Source organism: Opitutus sp. (genome assembly GCA_024998815.1).
GTDB lineage: Bacteria > Verrucomicrobiota > Verrucomicrobiia > Opitutales > Opitutaceae > Rariglobus.
Map to the genome: position 1 here is coordinate 806,707 of JACEUQ010000002.1, position 15,410 is coordinate 822,116.

The 15,410-nt window shown below is 60.8% G+C and carries 14 protein-coding genes; 5 read left to right on the forward strand and 9 right to left on the reverse strand.

The genetic code is table 11. From position 1 onward, the window contains the following. Positions 1-23: 23 nt before the first annotated feature. The 4 genes from H2170_11285 to H2170_11300 all read right to left on the reverse strand — a co-directional run bounded on the left by H2170_11285 (position 24) and on the right by H2170_11300 (position 6,520). Positions 24-1,310, reverse strand: a complete 1,287-nt coding sequence (locus tag H2170_11285) for a class II aldolase/adducin family protein (protein MCS6300662.1) — start codon at positions 1,308-1,310, stop codon at positions 24-26. Positions 1,311-1,381: 71 nt separating this feature from the next. Continuing rightward, entirely contained in the window at positions 1,382-4,303 is a 2,922-nt protein-coding gene (locus H2170_11290) for a PAS domain S-box protein (GenBank protein MCS6300663.1), read from the reverse strand. A 346-nt stretch (positions 4,304-4,649) separates the two neighbouring features. Continuing rightward, positions 4,650-5,630 carry a D-2-hydroxyacid dehydrogenase gene (locus H2170_11295; GenBank protein ID MCS6300664.1) on the reverse strand — a complete coding sequence of 327 codons (981 nt, stop codon included), beginning with the start codon at positions 5,628-5,630 and terminating at the stop codon, positions 4,650-4,652. 650 nt (positions 5,631-6,280) lie between these two features. Then, positions 6,281-6,520: a helix-turn-helix transcriptional regulator gene (locus H2170_11300; GenBank protein ID MCS6300665.1), complete on the reverse strand. Its 240-nt coding sequence runs from the start codon at positions 6,518-6,520 to the stop codon at positions 6,281-6,283. Between the two features lie 65 nt (positions 6,521-6,585). Here H2170_11300 and H2170_11305 point away from each other — a divergent pair, with 65 nt between their 5' ends. The 3 genes from H2170_11305 to H2170_11315 all read left to right on the forward strand — a co-directional run bounded on the left by H2170_11305 (position 6,586) and on the right by H2170_11315 (position 9,404). Then, the gene (locus H2170_11305; GenBank protein ID MCS6300666.1) at positions 6,586-7,098 is read left to right on the forward strand and encodes a hypothetical protein; all 513 of its coding nucleotides are present in this window, start codon (positions 6,586-6,588) and stop codon (positions 7,096-7,098) included. Positions 7,099-7,182: 84 nt separating this feature from the next. Next, positions 7,183-8,649 (forward strand): IS21 family transposase, encoded by a 1,467-nt coding sequence (locus tag H2170_11310; GenBank protein MCS6300667.1) that lies wholly within the window; start codon positions 7,183-7,185, stop codon positions 8,647-8,649. Next, on the forward strand, positions 8,646-9,404 hold the full coding sequence (locus H2170_11315; GenBank protein ID MCS6300668.1) for an ATP-binding protein: 759 nt from the start codon (positions 8,646-8,648) through the stop codon (positions 9,402-9,404). Before H2170_11310 ends, H2170_11315 begins: the two co-directional genes overlap by 4 nt. 164 nt (positions 9,405-9,568) lie before the next feature. Here the strand turns inward: H2170_11315 and H2170_11320 are convergent, their stop codons facing one another. The 4 genes from H2170_11320 to H2170_11335 all read right to left on the reverse strand — a co-directional run bounded on the left by H2170_11320 (position 9,569) and on the right by H2170_11335 (position 13,072). Then, positions 9,569-10,915, reverse strand: coding sequence for a transposase (locus H2170_11320; GenBank protein MCS6300669.1), 1,347 nt, complete (start codon positions 10,913-10,915; stop codon positions 9,569-9,571). A 62-nt stretch (positions 10,916-10,977) separates the two neighbouring features. Further along, on the reverse strand, positions 10,978-11,235 hold the full coding sequence (locus H2170_11325; GenBank protein MCS6300670.1) for a hypothetical protein: 258 nt from the start codon (positions 11,233-11,235) through the stop codon (positions 10,978-10,980). 170 nt (positions 11,236-11,405) lie between these two features. After that, positions 11,406-12,752 carry a transposase gene (locus H2170_11330; protein ID MCS6300671.1) on the reverse strand — a complete coding sequence of 449 codons (1,347 nt, stop codon included), beginning with the start codon at positions 12,750-12,752 and terminating at the stop codon, positions 11,406-11,408. Positions 12,753-12,814: 62 nt separating this feature from the next. After that, positions 12,815-13,072: a hypothetical protein gene (locus H2170_11335; protein MCS6300672.1), complete on the reverse strand. Its 258-nt coding sequence runs from the start codon at positions 13,070-13,072 to the stop codon at positions 12,815-12,817. A 553-nt stretch (positions 13,073-13,625) separates the two neighbouring features. Between H2170_11335 and H2170_11340 the strand changes: the two genes are divergently transcribed. Next, on the forward strand, positions 13,626-13,898 hold the full coding sequence (locus tag H2170_11340) for a hypothetical protein (protein ID MCS6300673.1): 273 nt from the start codon (positions 13,626-13,628) through the stop codon (positions 13,896-13,898). A gap of 19 nt (positions 13,899-13,917) precedes the next feature. Then, positions 13,918-14,985 (forward strand): IS630 family transposase, encoded by a 1,068-nt coding sequence (locus H2170_11345; GenBank protein ID MCS6300674.1) that lies wholly within the window; start codon positions 13,918-13,920, stop codon positions 14,983-14,985. Between the two features lie 33 nt (positions 14,986-15,018). Here the strand turns inward: H2170_11345 and H2170_11350 are convergent, their stop codons facing one another. Next, positions 15,019-15,405 (reverse strand): hypothetical protein, encoded by a 387-nt coding sequence (locus tag H2170_11350; protein MCS6300675.1) that lies wholly within the window; start codon positions 15,403-15,405, stop codon positions 15,019-15,021. Positions 15,406-15,410: the final 5 nt, after the last annotated feature.

The following is a 15,410-nucleotide window of genomic DNA, read 5'->3' on the forward strand; positions in this document are numbered from 1 at the left end:
CCTTGGGCGTTCCAGTCTCTGGCTCAGTCCATTCCGAATGCCTTGCGGAGCTCTGCCAAGGCGCTCTCGGGCATTGGCACCAACGGCCCGAGCGGTCGGCTCAACTGCAGCGCTTCCGCGGTGGCCTCCAGAACTTCGAGCCGGTCAAACGCCTCCAGCAGGGTACGGCCCACGATGAGCGCTCCTTCATTCTCAATCAGCAGAACGGGACATTTTTTAAGAGACATCCTTGCAGCCAGCGCCTCGGCGTCGTTGACCACACAGGCAAAGGGCACCTTGGGGGCATCGCCGAGCACCAAGTAACTCTCCGGGATGGTGCGCGAACTAAACTCGACATCGGTCATACAAAACGCACTGGCGCACATCGGCTGGGCATTGATGATCACTCCGATTTCTGGATTCGCCGCGTAAATGAGGCCATGCAAACGGCTTGTGCGGCTGCCACGTTTACCCATCTCCATCGAATCCTTGGTCGCGCGAACAAGGCTGGATGGATTCAAATCGAGCCGATCCCGGCGGCGCGGTGTGATCACAAACTGCTGCGCGTCCAACCGCGCCGAAATGGCTCCGGCGGTGCTAATCATCAGCTTCTGGCGGTAAGCGCGCTGGGCAAACGCACACACTTCGGTGCGCAACTCCTTTTCATGATTGGTGGGCACCTGCGAAACCAATGGGGTGTAATCCGGCACGGCATGGCCGGTGAGCATGTCATTGGGCAACGTGCGCAATTCGCCCAACGCCGACGCGCGGATCACCGTCTGCGCCACGAACTCTAGGGTCTCAAAACGCTGGAACGCTTCAGCCAAATCCCGCCCACCGATGACCACGCCGTGGTTTTCCAGCATCACGCAGTCCGCGCCCCCGGCAAAGGCAGCCGCGATTTTGTCACCTAGTTCCTGACTGCCTGGGCAGGCATAAGGCGCATAAGCGATCTTGCCGCACAGGTTGTAGGCGTGGGTTTGCACGCGAGTCTCGGGCAAACGGCGTACGATACTGAACGCCACCAGAGCTCCGGGATGGGCGTGCACGATCGCCTTGATGTCGGGGCGAACACGGTAAATTTCCCGGTGAAAGGGGAATTCCGAGGAAGGCGGGTGCAGCCCCTCGCGGGAACCATCCGCCTTGACCCGCACGATGTCGGTAGATCGCAGCGAGCCTTTATCTACACGGGAAGGGGTGATCCAAATGCTCCCATCGGGATCAAGGATCGAGAGGTTACCTCCCGAGGTCGTCGTCATGTGGTAGCGATAGATACGATCCATCGTTGCCACCAGTTCGTCACGCGGATGCAGCCATGATTGGGTGTCCATAAAAACAATCGGAATCTACCAAATTCACTCAGTCAATCTCACGGCAACCGGTGCGGAGTGTTCCGCAAAGTCTACGCTAAGAGGCTGGGTTTAGCCTCCAGAAGCGGTGCAATTACCGCATTCAACTCAGCAATAGCAAATGGCTTAGATAGGCGAATATAGCTATCTGCGCCTAGGTTCCCCCCTGCCCCTCCGTACCGGTTGTGGTCACCGCTCATCAAGATCACCGGCAGACCAGGGCGCAGCGCCCGCATATCCCCGATCAGTTCGAACCCGTTGCGGCCGGGCATCGAGAGATCCACGATAGCGAACGAAAACGCATCCGGGGTGGCGGCGAAAACAGCGGCGCCATTGAGCCCGTTATCCGCCGCGACGACTTCGAAGCCGGCCATGGTGAGCACGGCGGCCACAAACGTGCGCAGCACTTCCTCGTCATCGACCAGCAACACCTTACGGCCGCCCCCCGCCAACACCGCCACCGGCGCGCAAGGCGACTCAACCACCACCGGTGTCTTCTGAATAACCGGAAGATAAACCTCGAAGCAGGTCCCCTGTCCGGGCGCACTGCGCAGGCGAATCGTCCCCCCATGATCATGCACGATGCCGTGCACAATCGACAGCCCCAGCCCCGTTCCCTGGCCTTCGGGTTTGGTGGTGAAAAATGGGTCGAAGATTCGCGCCTGCGTCTCCTGATCCATGCCGCAGCCATCATCGGCCACCGACAAACACACCTGTGCGCCCGCCGGATTCATCCGGCCATCGACCGACAATTCCTCGGCGGGACGTACATCCAGCGTGATCTGGCCTTGTTTGGCCCCAATGGCGTGGGCTGCATTCAAGCACAGGTTCATGAGAACCTGCTGGAGTTGGCCGTAATCGCCCAAAACTTCGCTCAATGCGGGGTTTTTCTGGGTGCGGATTACGATCGAGGACGGCAAGCTGGCGTTTAGAATCGGCAGCGTTTCATCCATTAACTGCTTAATCTGCATTGATTTGCGCCCAACGCTGGGAGTGCGCCGCGAGAACAACATCAGGCGCTTGACCAAATCGCGCGCACGCAGACCCGCGCCCCGTGCCCGCCCCATCCAATCGCCCGCGGGATGCGCTTCGGGCAACAACGGCAGCGCCAGTTCGAGGCATCCAATCATGCCGGCCAACAAATTATTAAAGTCATGCGCAATGCCTCCTGCCAGCGTGCCGAGCGTCTCCATCTTCTGCGCCTGCCCAAACTGGATTTCCAACTGCCGCCGACTCAACTCCGCCTCCTTTTTATCCGTAATGTCGCGGTTCATGCCCAGCAAGCGCTGCGGCAACCCATCCCCGTCGCGCAACAGGTACCCGTTGCCCTCGATCGTGCGCAATGCCCCGTCGGAGCGGCGGATAATGCGAAACTCGAAGGATTGAAAAACCCGCCCGCCGCGCATGTCCACGATCGTCTGGTCCATGCGCGCCAGATCGTCAGGATGGACGCTACTGCGAAAAGCCTCAAGAGAGCCACCCGCCTCCTCACGACTCCAACCGAAGAGCGAGTGCATGGCATCGTCCCAGTCGAGGTAACCGGTCTGCAAATCATACTCCCACACCCCGAGGTTCGAGGCACGCATCACCAAATCGAGCCGCCGCACCAGCGCCTGCTGGGTCTCCTCGCGACGCTTCTCCAAATCGATATCGGTGTAGGTGCCGATCATGCGCCGTGGTTTGCCCGGCGCGGACCATTCAATCACCCGCCCACGCGCAAGAATCCACTTCCACGAACCATCCTTGCAACGCATGCGCTGCTCGACGACATGGTGCTCGGACTGGCCGCGAAAATGGTCCGCCGCCGAGTCCAGCGCCCGCGGCAAATCGTCCGGATGCACCAGTTGCTCCCACTCCTTGACCATGTTGCTCAACTCATCCTCGGCGTAACCGAGCATCGATTTCCACCGCTTGGAGTAAAACACCATACCGGTATCGACACGCCAATCCCACATGCCATCGCCGGAACCATCCATGGCGAAACGCCAACGGGCCTCCGACTCGCACAAGGCCGCCTCAGCCTCTTTGCGGTCAGTGATGTCGTACAACACCACCAGATGATCGGTCTCGTAGGCCGCTGAACTGGGCGCTGCATTGGCCAGTACCGTCTTACGCATCCCATTTCTACACGTGAGGGTGAACTCCATCGGCGTAAACGGGGTGCCGGAGCGTTTTGAGCGCTCCAACTCTACCTGCCAAATACCGCTCGCCCAATGGCGATATGCCGCATCGGGATAAGCCTTGGTCCACCACTCCGCGAGCGTGGGAATCTCCTCCCGCGAATAACCAAAAATCTGGGTGAACGCCGGGTTCAGGAACGTGATCACGCCGCGGTCGTCGTTGAGCACCATCGGCACCGGCGACACCTCGATGATCGCGCGGAAGCGGTTTTCTTTTAACGCGAGTGCAGCCTCGGCGCGTTTGTGCGCAGTGATGTCACGGCCAAACGCCAGCATGCACACCCGCCCGTCCAGCTCCACCAAGCTGGCATTCACCTCCACCGGAAACTCAGACTGATTCTTGCGGCGGTGAATGAACTCAAACGCCAAGCCGTCGCCTGCCAACATACGCTTGATGCGCGCCGCCGCCGTCGCGCCCGATTTTGCCGTGTTCAAATCCGTAATAAGCATGGATAGCAGCTCCTCGCGCTTGTATCCATAAACCCGGCACGCCGACTCGTTTACATCCAGGATTCGGCCTGAATTCGCCGGCTCGATTGAGAGCAAAAAAACCGGATCCGGGGCACCTTCAAACAGTGTACGGTAACGCCGCTCGGTGGCCCGCAACGCCGCTTCCACGCGCTTCTGATCCTCAAGTAGCGCTTGCAGGGCTTTGCGCGACAGCGCCGACTCGGTGAGCTCGCGGGCAAGATGCACCTTTACCGAAAACTCCTTCTCCGCCGCCTCAAGCTCCAAAGCCATCGTCAGCTGCGCGGGGCGAGAGGGGGAAACGGGGTTCAAAAAGTCATCGGCCATGGCGAGCGATCAATGGGGTTCAACGAAATGCTAACGACAGGTAAACCGTGGGGACAGAATTCGTCCGCGCCAAACCAAAAGAAGGGAACTTCCGCGCAAAGCTGCAAACGCCCACACCCAACCCCGAAACCCTAACGAGATTCGGCCCGGCACGAACCGTCATTCGCGCTTTTGATGCAGGTTACCCCTGGCACCACCGAGCCCTTTCTCAATCTACTCTAATAAACTACAACAATTCGTCTTGAAAGTGCGCTGAATTGGCCGGGACGGCCAACCCTACATCGCCGGATTCTGTGTAGCGTTGGCCGTCCCGGCCAATTCGGCTCACCTTAAACCTGAATTACCTTCACACCACTCGGTCCGCCATCGCCGCACCGCCCGCGACAAACGCGGCGAAGTTTTTCAAAAAATGGGCTACCAGAGCCTGGTCCTGGTCGCTGCGTACACCGGCGGTATGCGGCGTGAGAAAACAATTCGGCGCCGTCCACAAGGGGCTCGACGGCGGCAGCGGCTCCTCGGCGAAAACGTCCAAATAAGCCGCCCCAAGCCGCCCGTTTTCCAGCGCCTGCACCAGCGCACGTTCGTCCACCGTGGAGCCGCGCCCGATGTTATAAAACCGCGCCCCCGGCTTGCACGCGCTCAGTCGGCGGGCGTTGACATAGTTGGCGGTGGCCTCGTTGTCGGGCAGCAGGTTGATGATATGGTCGGCCTCGCCCAGCACCGAAGAAACGCGCTCTTCGGAGATGACGTGAACGCCGCGCTCACTGTGGGTTTTACGGCGCACGGCGTAAATTTTCATCCCGAAGGGGGCGAGCAGTTCGGTTAACCGCCGCGCGATCGTGCCGTAACCAAGCAGGAGAACGGTCTGGCCGTTGAGCAGCACCGAGGCTGCGCGACGCTCGAAAAACTGCCAGCGGCGCTCCCCGAGTTGCTCGGCGTGCGAGGCGAGCAGTTGACGGCCGAGGGCGAGCATCATCCCGAGTACGTGTTGGGCGCAGGGCTCGGCAAAGACGCTCGAACTGCTGGTGAACACCGAACCTCGGGCGCGAAAGGATTCCAAAAAATCGGGGGTGTCGTAGCGACCGTAACCCGCGCTAGTCACCGCCAGCCAGCGGACTTTTGGGTTCCGCAGACAATCGCCCGCGTCGGGCTGACCCAGCACCACATCGGCCTCCAAAAACCCGGCGTCGGAGGGGCCGGCGACGAGCACAGAAGCGGAGCGCTTTTGGGCGAAAACCAGCCGGTGTTCGGCAAGCCCGAAGGCGAGGCGTTGTTCTGCGGGGGTGGAGAGCGCGGCGTTACACCAAATCGTAAGAGGCGGGTTCATGGCAGGCGAAGACATCGGAGGTTACAACGGGACGAATGGGAGGTCCAACGGTGAGGCCACAAAAAGGCGCGACGCCGATGGGTCGCGCCTCGAAAACGAGCCGAGGGAGGGTCCACCTCCGTGTGGCCTAGCTCGGGCGGCCGAAAAAAGTAGCGCAGACTTCCCTGTCTGCCTTGGGCGCTTGCCGGAGCAGACTGGAAGTCTGCGCTACTTCTCGAACACGGACGACACGGAGGTCGTACCTCCGCCGAGCCTAACTGGTGACGGATAATTCAAGACGTCACCTCGTTCCTAGGGGCGGAATTAGGCTCGGATAATTCAATAAGCCCGAGTTTGGGATAAATAAAACGTCCCTGCTGGATAATTCAATGGATCGTTTTGTTCGCGGTTTTTCAATTACCTCGAACGACTAGCACTGTTGGGTGAACAATGCATTGCCACCCGCATGAAGCATAAGTTGACCAGATTCTCCTGCCCAAGATTTTTAAGGCGATTTGCACTCTGGAAGCACCTCACTGGCTAAAATTACAGATGCGCATCTTGGACCGATACGTTTCCCATACACCTTTGCGGAGATAAGTGGGTTACTGGGACAACCGAGCAGGCAGCTGCGGTTAATGAGCGTCAAGCAACTTGCAGGCCTGCTTGTGTTACTCACCGAATAGCCACGCGACACTGACTTTTAGGACACCGGCAATCGCTTTGATTTCGTAGTCACGAAGAAAGCGTTTTCCGTTTTCGATTCGGGTTACGGTCGGTCGATCAAGATCGAGACCACGAACAGCTAACCGAGCAGCAAATTCGCGCTGGCTTACCGCAGGATCGAGTCTTTCACGCGCAGCGCGAATTCGAAGGCCAATGATATTATGCCCTCTGCGAGTTGCTGGAATTTTGTGTTTCGGTGCCAAAGTGACACCTTGACCATAACAAAGACCGCATCTCAATGGGTGTCATTATGACACCATTAGATGAAATCAGGAAATTGCCCTATTATTGGCCTGCATTGATAACTTTGGGCGTAGTCGTCCTACTTACCGTTACGAGCATCGCAATTTACACCCGTGCCACTAACCCGAAAGTTCGGCAAACTGGACCTTTGATGGCATGGACTGGGCAAAGTGAATTCGGCTATACCCGTGTGGAACTGTGGAAGACGGATGGCGCCTCTTACCTCCAAGACATTGTTATTCAAGCAGCTGAGAGCGCCAATTCCATAACCACAAAAGTGGCAATTGTGAAAGTCCCCGGTGATATTCAAATTAAACCGGATATTAACACTCTGTTTGTGAGCGTTGAAGACAGTCGTAAGTGGGATAGTTCCGATAGCGGAGTTGTCGCATCAACAGGGAAAGATGGCATGTTGAAATTATTCGTTATTGGTACATACCGATTTCTAAAACCCTGTGTGTCGAACGACAACCAAACGTCGACATCAGCGACAATCAAAAATCGACACGGAAGTCGGTGATTAGAACGGCGCTGGTCTGCGCTGAGGAGAGGCTCGGGGCCTTAAGCAGGCCCAATGATTACCGAGCACCAGTATCAGCGACTAATGAAGACTCAAAAAGACCCGCCCAACGTGCGGAAGGCAGCCATGAAGGCGGGCATGCACCGGCATACGGCCACCAAGTACATCAAACAGGGCCACGGCCCGCGTAAACCCACAGAGCCACGCAGTTCGCGCCGGGCCGATCCGGTGACCGAGCTCTGGCCCGAGGCCAAGCGGTTCCTCGAAGGAACTCCCGAGTTGGAAGCCAAGGCGCTCTTCTCGCATCTGCTGGCCAAACTCGGGCCCGAACACGTCAGCTTGCCCGCGCGCGCCCTGCGCACGTTCCAGCGCCGAGTGCAGGCGTGGCGCCGCCATCACGGTCCGCCCAAGGAGGTCTTTTTTCCGCAGGTGCTTAACCCCGGCGAGTTTGTCCAGGTCGACTGGACCCACGCCGCCGAGCTCGGGGTCACGGTGGCGGGCGAGGTTTTCAACCACTTGCTCTGCCACGCTGTTCTCCCGTTTAGCAACGTGCAGTGGGCGGTGCCGTGCCAGTCGGAGTCGCTGCTCTCGCTCAAGGTCGGGTTGCAGGACGCCCTGTGGGCCTTCGGCGGGGTGCCGGTGGGGCTCCAAACCGACCAGAGTTCCACCGCCACCCATCAGCTCAAACGTGGCGAGGCGGCCCGGGGGTTTAACACCGAGTACCTCGCCCTGTGCGCCCACCTGGGGCTCAAGCCGCGCACGATCAACAAGGCCTGTCCGCAGGAAAACGGCGACATCGAGTCGGCCAACGGGCACTTGAAGCGGCGGCTCAAAAGTCACCTGGCGCTGCGTGGCTCGCGCGATTTTGCCAGCGTGGCCGATTACGCGGCCTTCGTGGCCAACGTTTGCAGGGGCGCCAATCTCCAGCGCACGGTGCGCTTTACCGAGGAAAGCGCCACCCTGCGAGCGTTGCCCGCAACCCGTTATCCGCAGGCCGAGGAGAGCGCCGTACGGGTGTCGAGTTTTAGTACGATCCGGGTTAAAAACCACGCCTACTCGGTGCCCTCGCAGCTGATCGGCTCGATGGTCGGAGTCGAACTCGATGAGCAAACCGTGGTGGTGCGCTTCGAGCGCGAGGAGGTGCTGCGTTGCCCACGCTCGAGCCACGGCGGCGCGCGAATCGACTACCGCCACGTGATCGCCTCGCTGGTGCGCAAACCCGGGGCCTTTGCTGGCTACAAGTACCGCGAGGAACTGTTCCCCGGCACGGCGCTACGCCAGGCCTACGATGCCCTACTCAGCGCGGCGCCCGCCAACACGACGGGCTGGGCGGACCGCCATTACCTCGCTCTGCTGGTCCTGGCTGCCGCGCACGGCGAAAACGAGGTCTGCGCGGTCATCGGTGTGGCCCTGCGAAGCGGCGAACTGCCGACCCCGGACTGGGTGGAGCCGAGGCTGCGCGCCACCGTGGTGCCAGCCCCCTCGATGCCGGTGCTGGCGCCCGAGCTCGGGGCCTACGACCGGCTGCTGAGCGGGGAGGTGGCCGCATGAGCACCGACCCTACCGATGCGCTGCCGATCCTCTTGCGCGCGCTCAAGCTGCCGACGATGGCCCGCGAACACGCCGGGGCGCTCGCCCGGGCCGAGGCCGAGAACTGGGGCTACCGCCGCTTCCTGCTCTACTTGCTGGAGACGGAGGCGGGCGAGCGGTTGCGCGGCCGCATCGAGCGCCTCCTCAAAGAATCGGGCCTACCCGGCGGCAAGACCCTCGGCACCCTCGACGAAGCGCGGTTGCCCGAAAAGGTACGCCGACAACTGCCCAGCTTGCTCGACGGTGAACTGGTGCGCCGTGGCGACAACCTGCTGTGCTTCGGTCTGCCCGGCCGCGGCAAAAGTCACCTGGCCGCCGCGCTCGGACGCGAATGGATCCAGCGACACCAGCTGAAGGTCTTGTTTATGCCGACCTTCAAACTGGTCGGGCAGTTGCTGGTGGCCAAGCGCGACCTGCGGTTGCCCTCGGCGCTGGCCAAGCTGGCCCACTACGACGCGGTCATCCTTGATGACCTCGGCTACGTCCCACAGGGCCGGGAGGAGACCGACGTGCTCTTCACCTTCCTGGCTGAACGCTACGAAAAGCGCACGGTGGTGATCACCTCGAACCTGGTGTTCAGCCAATGGGATCAGATCTTCAAAGATCCGATGACCACCATGGCCGCCGTAGACCGGCTGGTGCATCATGCGGTCATCCTGGAGTTTACCGGTGAAAGCCAGCGACTCCAGGCGGCTGCAAAGAGTCCTAAACGCTGAGCCCGGCGGGTGCCGGTGGGTGCCGGTGGTCGTTCAACGACACCGGAGCCGACGACCGACAAGGGCGCACGAGCCAAAAGCGGGCGAGAGCCAAACCGGCCGCCTTCGGCGGCACTGGAGTTTGGCCCCAAAAGCAGGTGGATGCGAAGCGGCCGGAGGCCCGGTTACGCAGCGCGGAAGAGTGCTTCAGCCAAGAAGGGTGGCGCTTTTGATGAGTTCGTGGAGGGAGGGTCGGTCGACGTGAAGTCGGAGAAACTCTCTGGGGCGATCTGGTCGGCCCAGCATTCGCTGCGCAGGGTGCGCAAGAGGTCCCCCGTGGAACTGGTCGCAGGCGAGGCGCCCGAAGAGTGCGTGCGCCATTTGGGCGGGCGAAGATGCGGCGGCGGATCAGGGGTTTGCCCCGCAGGATCGCCGAAGAGCAGGGCGGCGATTAACAACAGCGCATAGGCGGCGACGGTGGCGGCGGGTTGGTTGCGGTTGGAGGCGGCGGTGCGCAGTTGTGCCTGGCCGGTGCCGATCAGGGTTTTCTCATCCCGGAAGTTTCCCTCGATGCCCCAACGCCAGAGGTAATACTGGAGTTGGTCACCCACGGGCATATCCGGGTCGGTGCAAACCAAGAAGGCAGGCTGGCGATAGAGCAGCTTCGAGCCTGCGCGCAATCGGTAGCCCACCGGGGCGATCACCATGACTTGCAACGGGAGCGTCGCCCCGGCTTTACGCCACAGCACCGGCCCGAGGGTCTTGATTTTAAAGGTGTGCTTTTTTCCGGCCGCATAAGCCTCGACGCTTTGCCAGGCCACGGTGTCGTCGGTGCGCAGCTCTTCCGGGGTCTGGACCGGCGCGCCATAGACCGGCGGGCGACCGGTGGCCGCGGGTGGTCCAGGCAGGGCGTTGAGCACGGCGTCCCGGCGGATCCGGCCGATATAAACGGTCTTGGCGGGCAGGCCCTTGAGTACGACCGCATTGGTGTAACTGCCATCGCCGGCGACCACCAGTTTGCGCGTGTCTGGCAGCGCCTGGCGAAGCTGCTGGATGCGGGCGAGCGCGACGACATTAAGCCGCTGCTGTTTTTTCTTCTCCGTGTACTGCTGAACCTCGTCGGTAGTGGCTTTTTTACCCGGCTTTGGCGGCGTCGGCGCGTGGGTGAAATCCACCGGAATCATCCGGGCGTGTCCGTCGGAACCAGGCCAGGCCGCAGAGAGTTGCACATAGCGCTGGCCGCGCACCAGGTTGGTTTGGAACGCGGGGCCGAGCGGATCGCGTTTCCAGCCGACGCCGTCGATCTTGACCCCGGTTTTGCGTACCAGGGTGTCATCGATGGCGGCCACCAACGGGGTAAGCGCCGGCAGGTTTACCTCAAGCTCATGGAGGACCGTGCGGAAAAGCCCCGCCGGCTTCACCCGGTCACGCGAATACAACCGGTAGTCGGCCGTCCAGTCCTGCTGGGCACGCCCGCACAGACAAATCAGGTTGGTAAGAGTCCCCCGGCACGGTGAAACCAGTGCCGCCATGAGATGCCCCTGCAGTCTCCGGGCGCACTCGGGGGCGGCGCAAGCCGCAGCACAAGCCCGTTTCATAAGTCGTCCCAGCCGATCGGATAAACCCAACTGGACTTTTTTTTAACGCCTACGTCCACCAGCTCGGGCGTGACCGGCATAACGGGCGCGACCAGACTGCGTGAGAGGACCAAATGATGCGCGTCGGTGACGGTCCACTCGACGGCCTCCGACTTGGCGAACCCCATCGTCTGGGCGATGGAAGCGGGTAATGTCACATACCACTGCTCACTGTTTTTGCGGATGATGCGCTGAACTTTGGTGGTGGTGCTCATGGTCCGACACCATCGTTCATGGCCACGCTTTTTCCCATGGGCCCGACGCCCCATTTATCTCTACGGCCTTCTCCGGGCCAACTAGTCAGAGGCCAAACTCCAGGGCCGCCTTCGGCGGCACTGGAGTTTGGCCCCAAAAGCAGGTGGATGCGAAGCGGCCGGAGGCCCGGTTACGCAGCGCGGAAGAGTGCTTCAGCCAAGAAGGGTGGCGCTTTTGATGAGTTCGTGGAGGGAGGGTCGGTCGACGTGAAGTCGGAGAAACTCTCTGGGGCGATCTGGTCGGCCCAGCATTCGCTGCGCAGGGTGCGCAAGAGGTCCCCCGTGGAACTGGTCGCAGGCGAGGCGCCCGAAGAGTGCGTGCGCCATTTGGGCGGGCGAAGATGCGGCGGCGGATCAGGGGTTTGCCCCGCAGGATCGCCGAAGAGCAGGGCGGCGATTAACAACAGCGCATAGGCGGCGACGGTGGCGGCGGGTTGGTTGCGGTTGGAGGCGGCGGTGCGCAGTTGTGCCTGGCCGGTGCCGATCAGGGTTTTCTCATCCCGGAAGTTTCCCTCGATGCCCCAACGCCAGAGGTAATACTGGAGTTGGTCACCCACGGGCATATCCGGGTCGGTGCAAACCAAGAAGGCAGGCTGGCGATAGAGCAGCTTCGAGCCTGCGCGCAATCGGTAGCCCACCGGGGCGATCACCATGACTTGCAACGGGAGCGTCGCCCCGGCTTTACGCCACAGCACCGGCCCGAGGGTCTTGATTTTAAAGGTGTGCTTTTTTCCGGCCGCATAAGCCTCGACGCTTTGCCAGGCCACGGTGTCGTCGGTGCGCAGCTCTTCCGGGGTCTGGACCGGCGCGCCATAGACCGGCGGGCGACCGGTGGCCGCGGGTGGTCCAGGCAGGGCGTTGAGCACGGCGTCCCGGCGGATCCGGCCGATATAAACGGTCTTGGCGGGCAGGCCCTTGAGTACGACCGCATTGGTGTAACTGCCATCGCCGGCGACCACCAGTTTGCGCGTGTCTGGCAGCGCCTGGCGAAGCTGCTGGATGCGGGCGAGCGCGACGACATTAAGCCGCTGCTGTTTTTTCTTCTCCGTGTACTGCTGAACCTCGTCGGTAGTGGCTTTTTTACCCGGCTTTGGCGGCGTCGGCGCGTGGGTGAAATCCACCGGAATCATCCGGGCGTGTCCGTCGGAACCAGGCCAGGCCGCAGAGAGTTGCACATAGCGCTGGCCGCGCACCAGGTTGGTTTGGAACGCGGGGCCGAGCGGATCGCGTTTCCAGCCGACGCCGTCGATCTTGACCCCGGTTTTGCGTACCAGGGTGTCATCGATGGCGGCCACCAACGGGGTAAGCGCCGGCAGGTTTACCTCAAGCTCATGGAGGACCGTGCGGAAAAGCCCCGCCGGCTTCACCCGGTCACGCGAATACAACCGGTAGTCGGCCGTCCAGTCCTGCTGGGCACGCCCGCACAGACAAATCAGGTTGGTAAGAGTCCCCCGGCACGGTGAAACCAGTGCCGCCATGAGATGCCCCTGCAGTCTCCGGGCGCACTCGGGGGCGGCGCAAGCCGCAGCACAAGCCCGTTTCATAAGTCGTCCCAGCCGATCGGATAAACCCAACTGGACTTTTTTTTAACGCCTACGTCCACCAGCTCGGGCGTGACCGGCATAACGGGCGCGACCAGACTGCGTGAGAGGACCAAATGATGCGCGTCGGTGACGGTCCACTCGACGGCCTCCGACTTGGCGAACCCCATCGTCTGGGCGATGGAAGCGGGTAATGTCACATACCACTGCTCACTGTTTTTGCGGATGATGCGCTGAACTTTGGTGGTGGTGCTCATGGTCCGACACCATCGTTCATGGCCACGCTTTTTCCCATGGGCCCGACGCCCCATTTATCTCTACGGCCTTCTCCGGGCCAACTAGTCAGAGGCCAAACTCCAGACCTTGAGCTCACGCTCAAGGCCACGTTCGGGCGGGTGCGGCCTGGAGTGTGCCTTTGCCTGGGTGGCTTTGGCTCGGTGTGGCTTCGTGCGTGAGCACGAGGTGTTTTTTCTGGCTGCGGTGCGCCGAATCCTTGAGCTCACGCTCAAGGCCACAAGGAGTGTGTTCGCGAAGAGTGTGGCCTTGAGCGTGAGCTCAAGGATTCGGCTGATCTGCGTTCGACTAGTCAGGGGCCAAACTCCAGGGCCGCCTTCGGCGGCAGTCAGTGCGGGGAGGGAGCCAAGCTCCCTCCCCTGCACCCCTCCCTATATTTTCTTATTGAGACGGAAGAAGATCAATCGGGTGGGGAGGAGCGGACTCCTCCCCTACACCCCCTCCTCCCTTCGGCTTACGTGTGTCGAAGTCTGATTGTCGTCAGTGTCGAAATCAGATTGTCGTTGAACACTGCGCATGCAAATTCGCAGCAAGCTCAGCGCCCTGTTTGAATCGAGAGAAAATCGCACTCTGCGACGCGAAACAGACTTGGCTAAGGACGAATCTGAAGAAAGTTTTGCCAATTCGGTTTTTGATTCCGACGCCCTGTTCAGGGATAAAACTGAGAAGATCGAACACGAATCTCGGTCGGCTATGGCCGAGCGAATTGATCGTTTCTTGGACTTCGTTGCCGATGACCCTCTTGTCCATGCCATGATCATTCTAGTGCTTACTTGCAATAATAAGTGATATTGTATCCGCTTTGTAGATGGGACGAAAAGCCGTGCGAATCACTTGTAGCGAGGGGGATCAGCAATCCCTAGAAAAACGGGCAACCAGCCGGATTGAGTCGAGGCAGCGAGTTGAGCGCGCCCGGATGATCCTTGGGTGCGTGAGTGGCGAGCAGGTGCAAGAGGTGGCGCGCCGCTGCAACACCAGGCCGAACACCGTAATAAAGTGGAGGGATCGCTTTGTGCTGCTTGGCATGAAGGGGCTGGATGATGCGGCACGGCCGGGCGCGAAGCGCACCTACGGTGAGGACTTTCGAGATCGGGTGCTGGCTTTATTGGAAGGGCCACCCCCTCCGGGGCAGGCGCGCTGGGATGGTCCAGCGGTGGCCCGTGTGCTCGGCGGCTCGGTGCACGCGGTCTGGCGAGTGCTGCGCAAGGAGGGCATTTGCCTGCAGCGCCAGCGCTCGTGGTGCGTGAGCACTGACAAGCAGTTCGCAGCCAAGGCAGCCGATATCGTCGGGCTCTACCTGAGCCCACCGGAAAAGGCATTGGTGATAAGTGTGGATGAAAAGCCTGGCATCCAAGCCCTAGAGCGCGCCACCGGTTACGTGGAGACCGACAATGGTAAAATCGTCCAGGGACTCAAAAGCACCTACAAGCGCCACGGTACACTCAACTTGTTCGCTGCCCTTGATGTGGCCACGGGCTTGATCAAGACGCAGAAAACCACCCTTAAGCGCCGGGAGGAGTTCCTGCTGTTCATGGACCAAGTGGTGGCGGATCACCCGCCCGAGAGAGAACTCCACGTGATTTTGGATAATTATTGCACCCACAAAAAGTGCGACGCTTGGCTCGCTCGGCACCCCAATGTCCACTTCCACTTTACCCCAACCTCGGCGAGTTGGCTCAATCAAGTTGAAATCTGGTTCGGCATACTAACAAGGAAGGCGCTACGGGGCGCGAACTTCAGAAGCGTCGCCGAACTTAGTCAGGCCATTGACGCTTTCGTCGCCGCCTACCTGCCCAATGCCAAGCCGTTCAAGTGGCGCAAGCGCGAGGTCAAGGGAAGCCAACTCAGAAATACTATCATTAATCTACGCAATTAAGCACTAGTGCTGAGGGAAAACCGAGCATGGTGGTTAGGCCCGCAAGGCTTTGACCAGCGCTGCCACCGCCGCCGCCTCGGCCCCGCGTACGACCACTCCGTCGGGCAGCGTCACCCTCAGTGCCTCGGCGCTCGCGCTCAACTCGCTCGGCTTCGGAGGCGGCAGATTCACCTCGGCAAATCTCACCGGTACAACCGATTTACTCGGGCCGACTGCGCCGTCGCGTCGCCTGCCCTCCGACACCCACGAGGCAAACGTCTGATACTTGACGCCCTCGCGCCGGGCAAACGCCGCCTGCGTCAGCCCGCTTTGCTCATAGGCTGCGAGCAATTCCTGTCGCCGCGCTTTCGGCGTAATCCTGCGCCCCTTTGAATCCCGCTTAGTTTCGTCCACCACCAAATCCGCTGTGATCATTTTCATCCAGC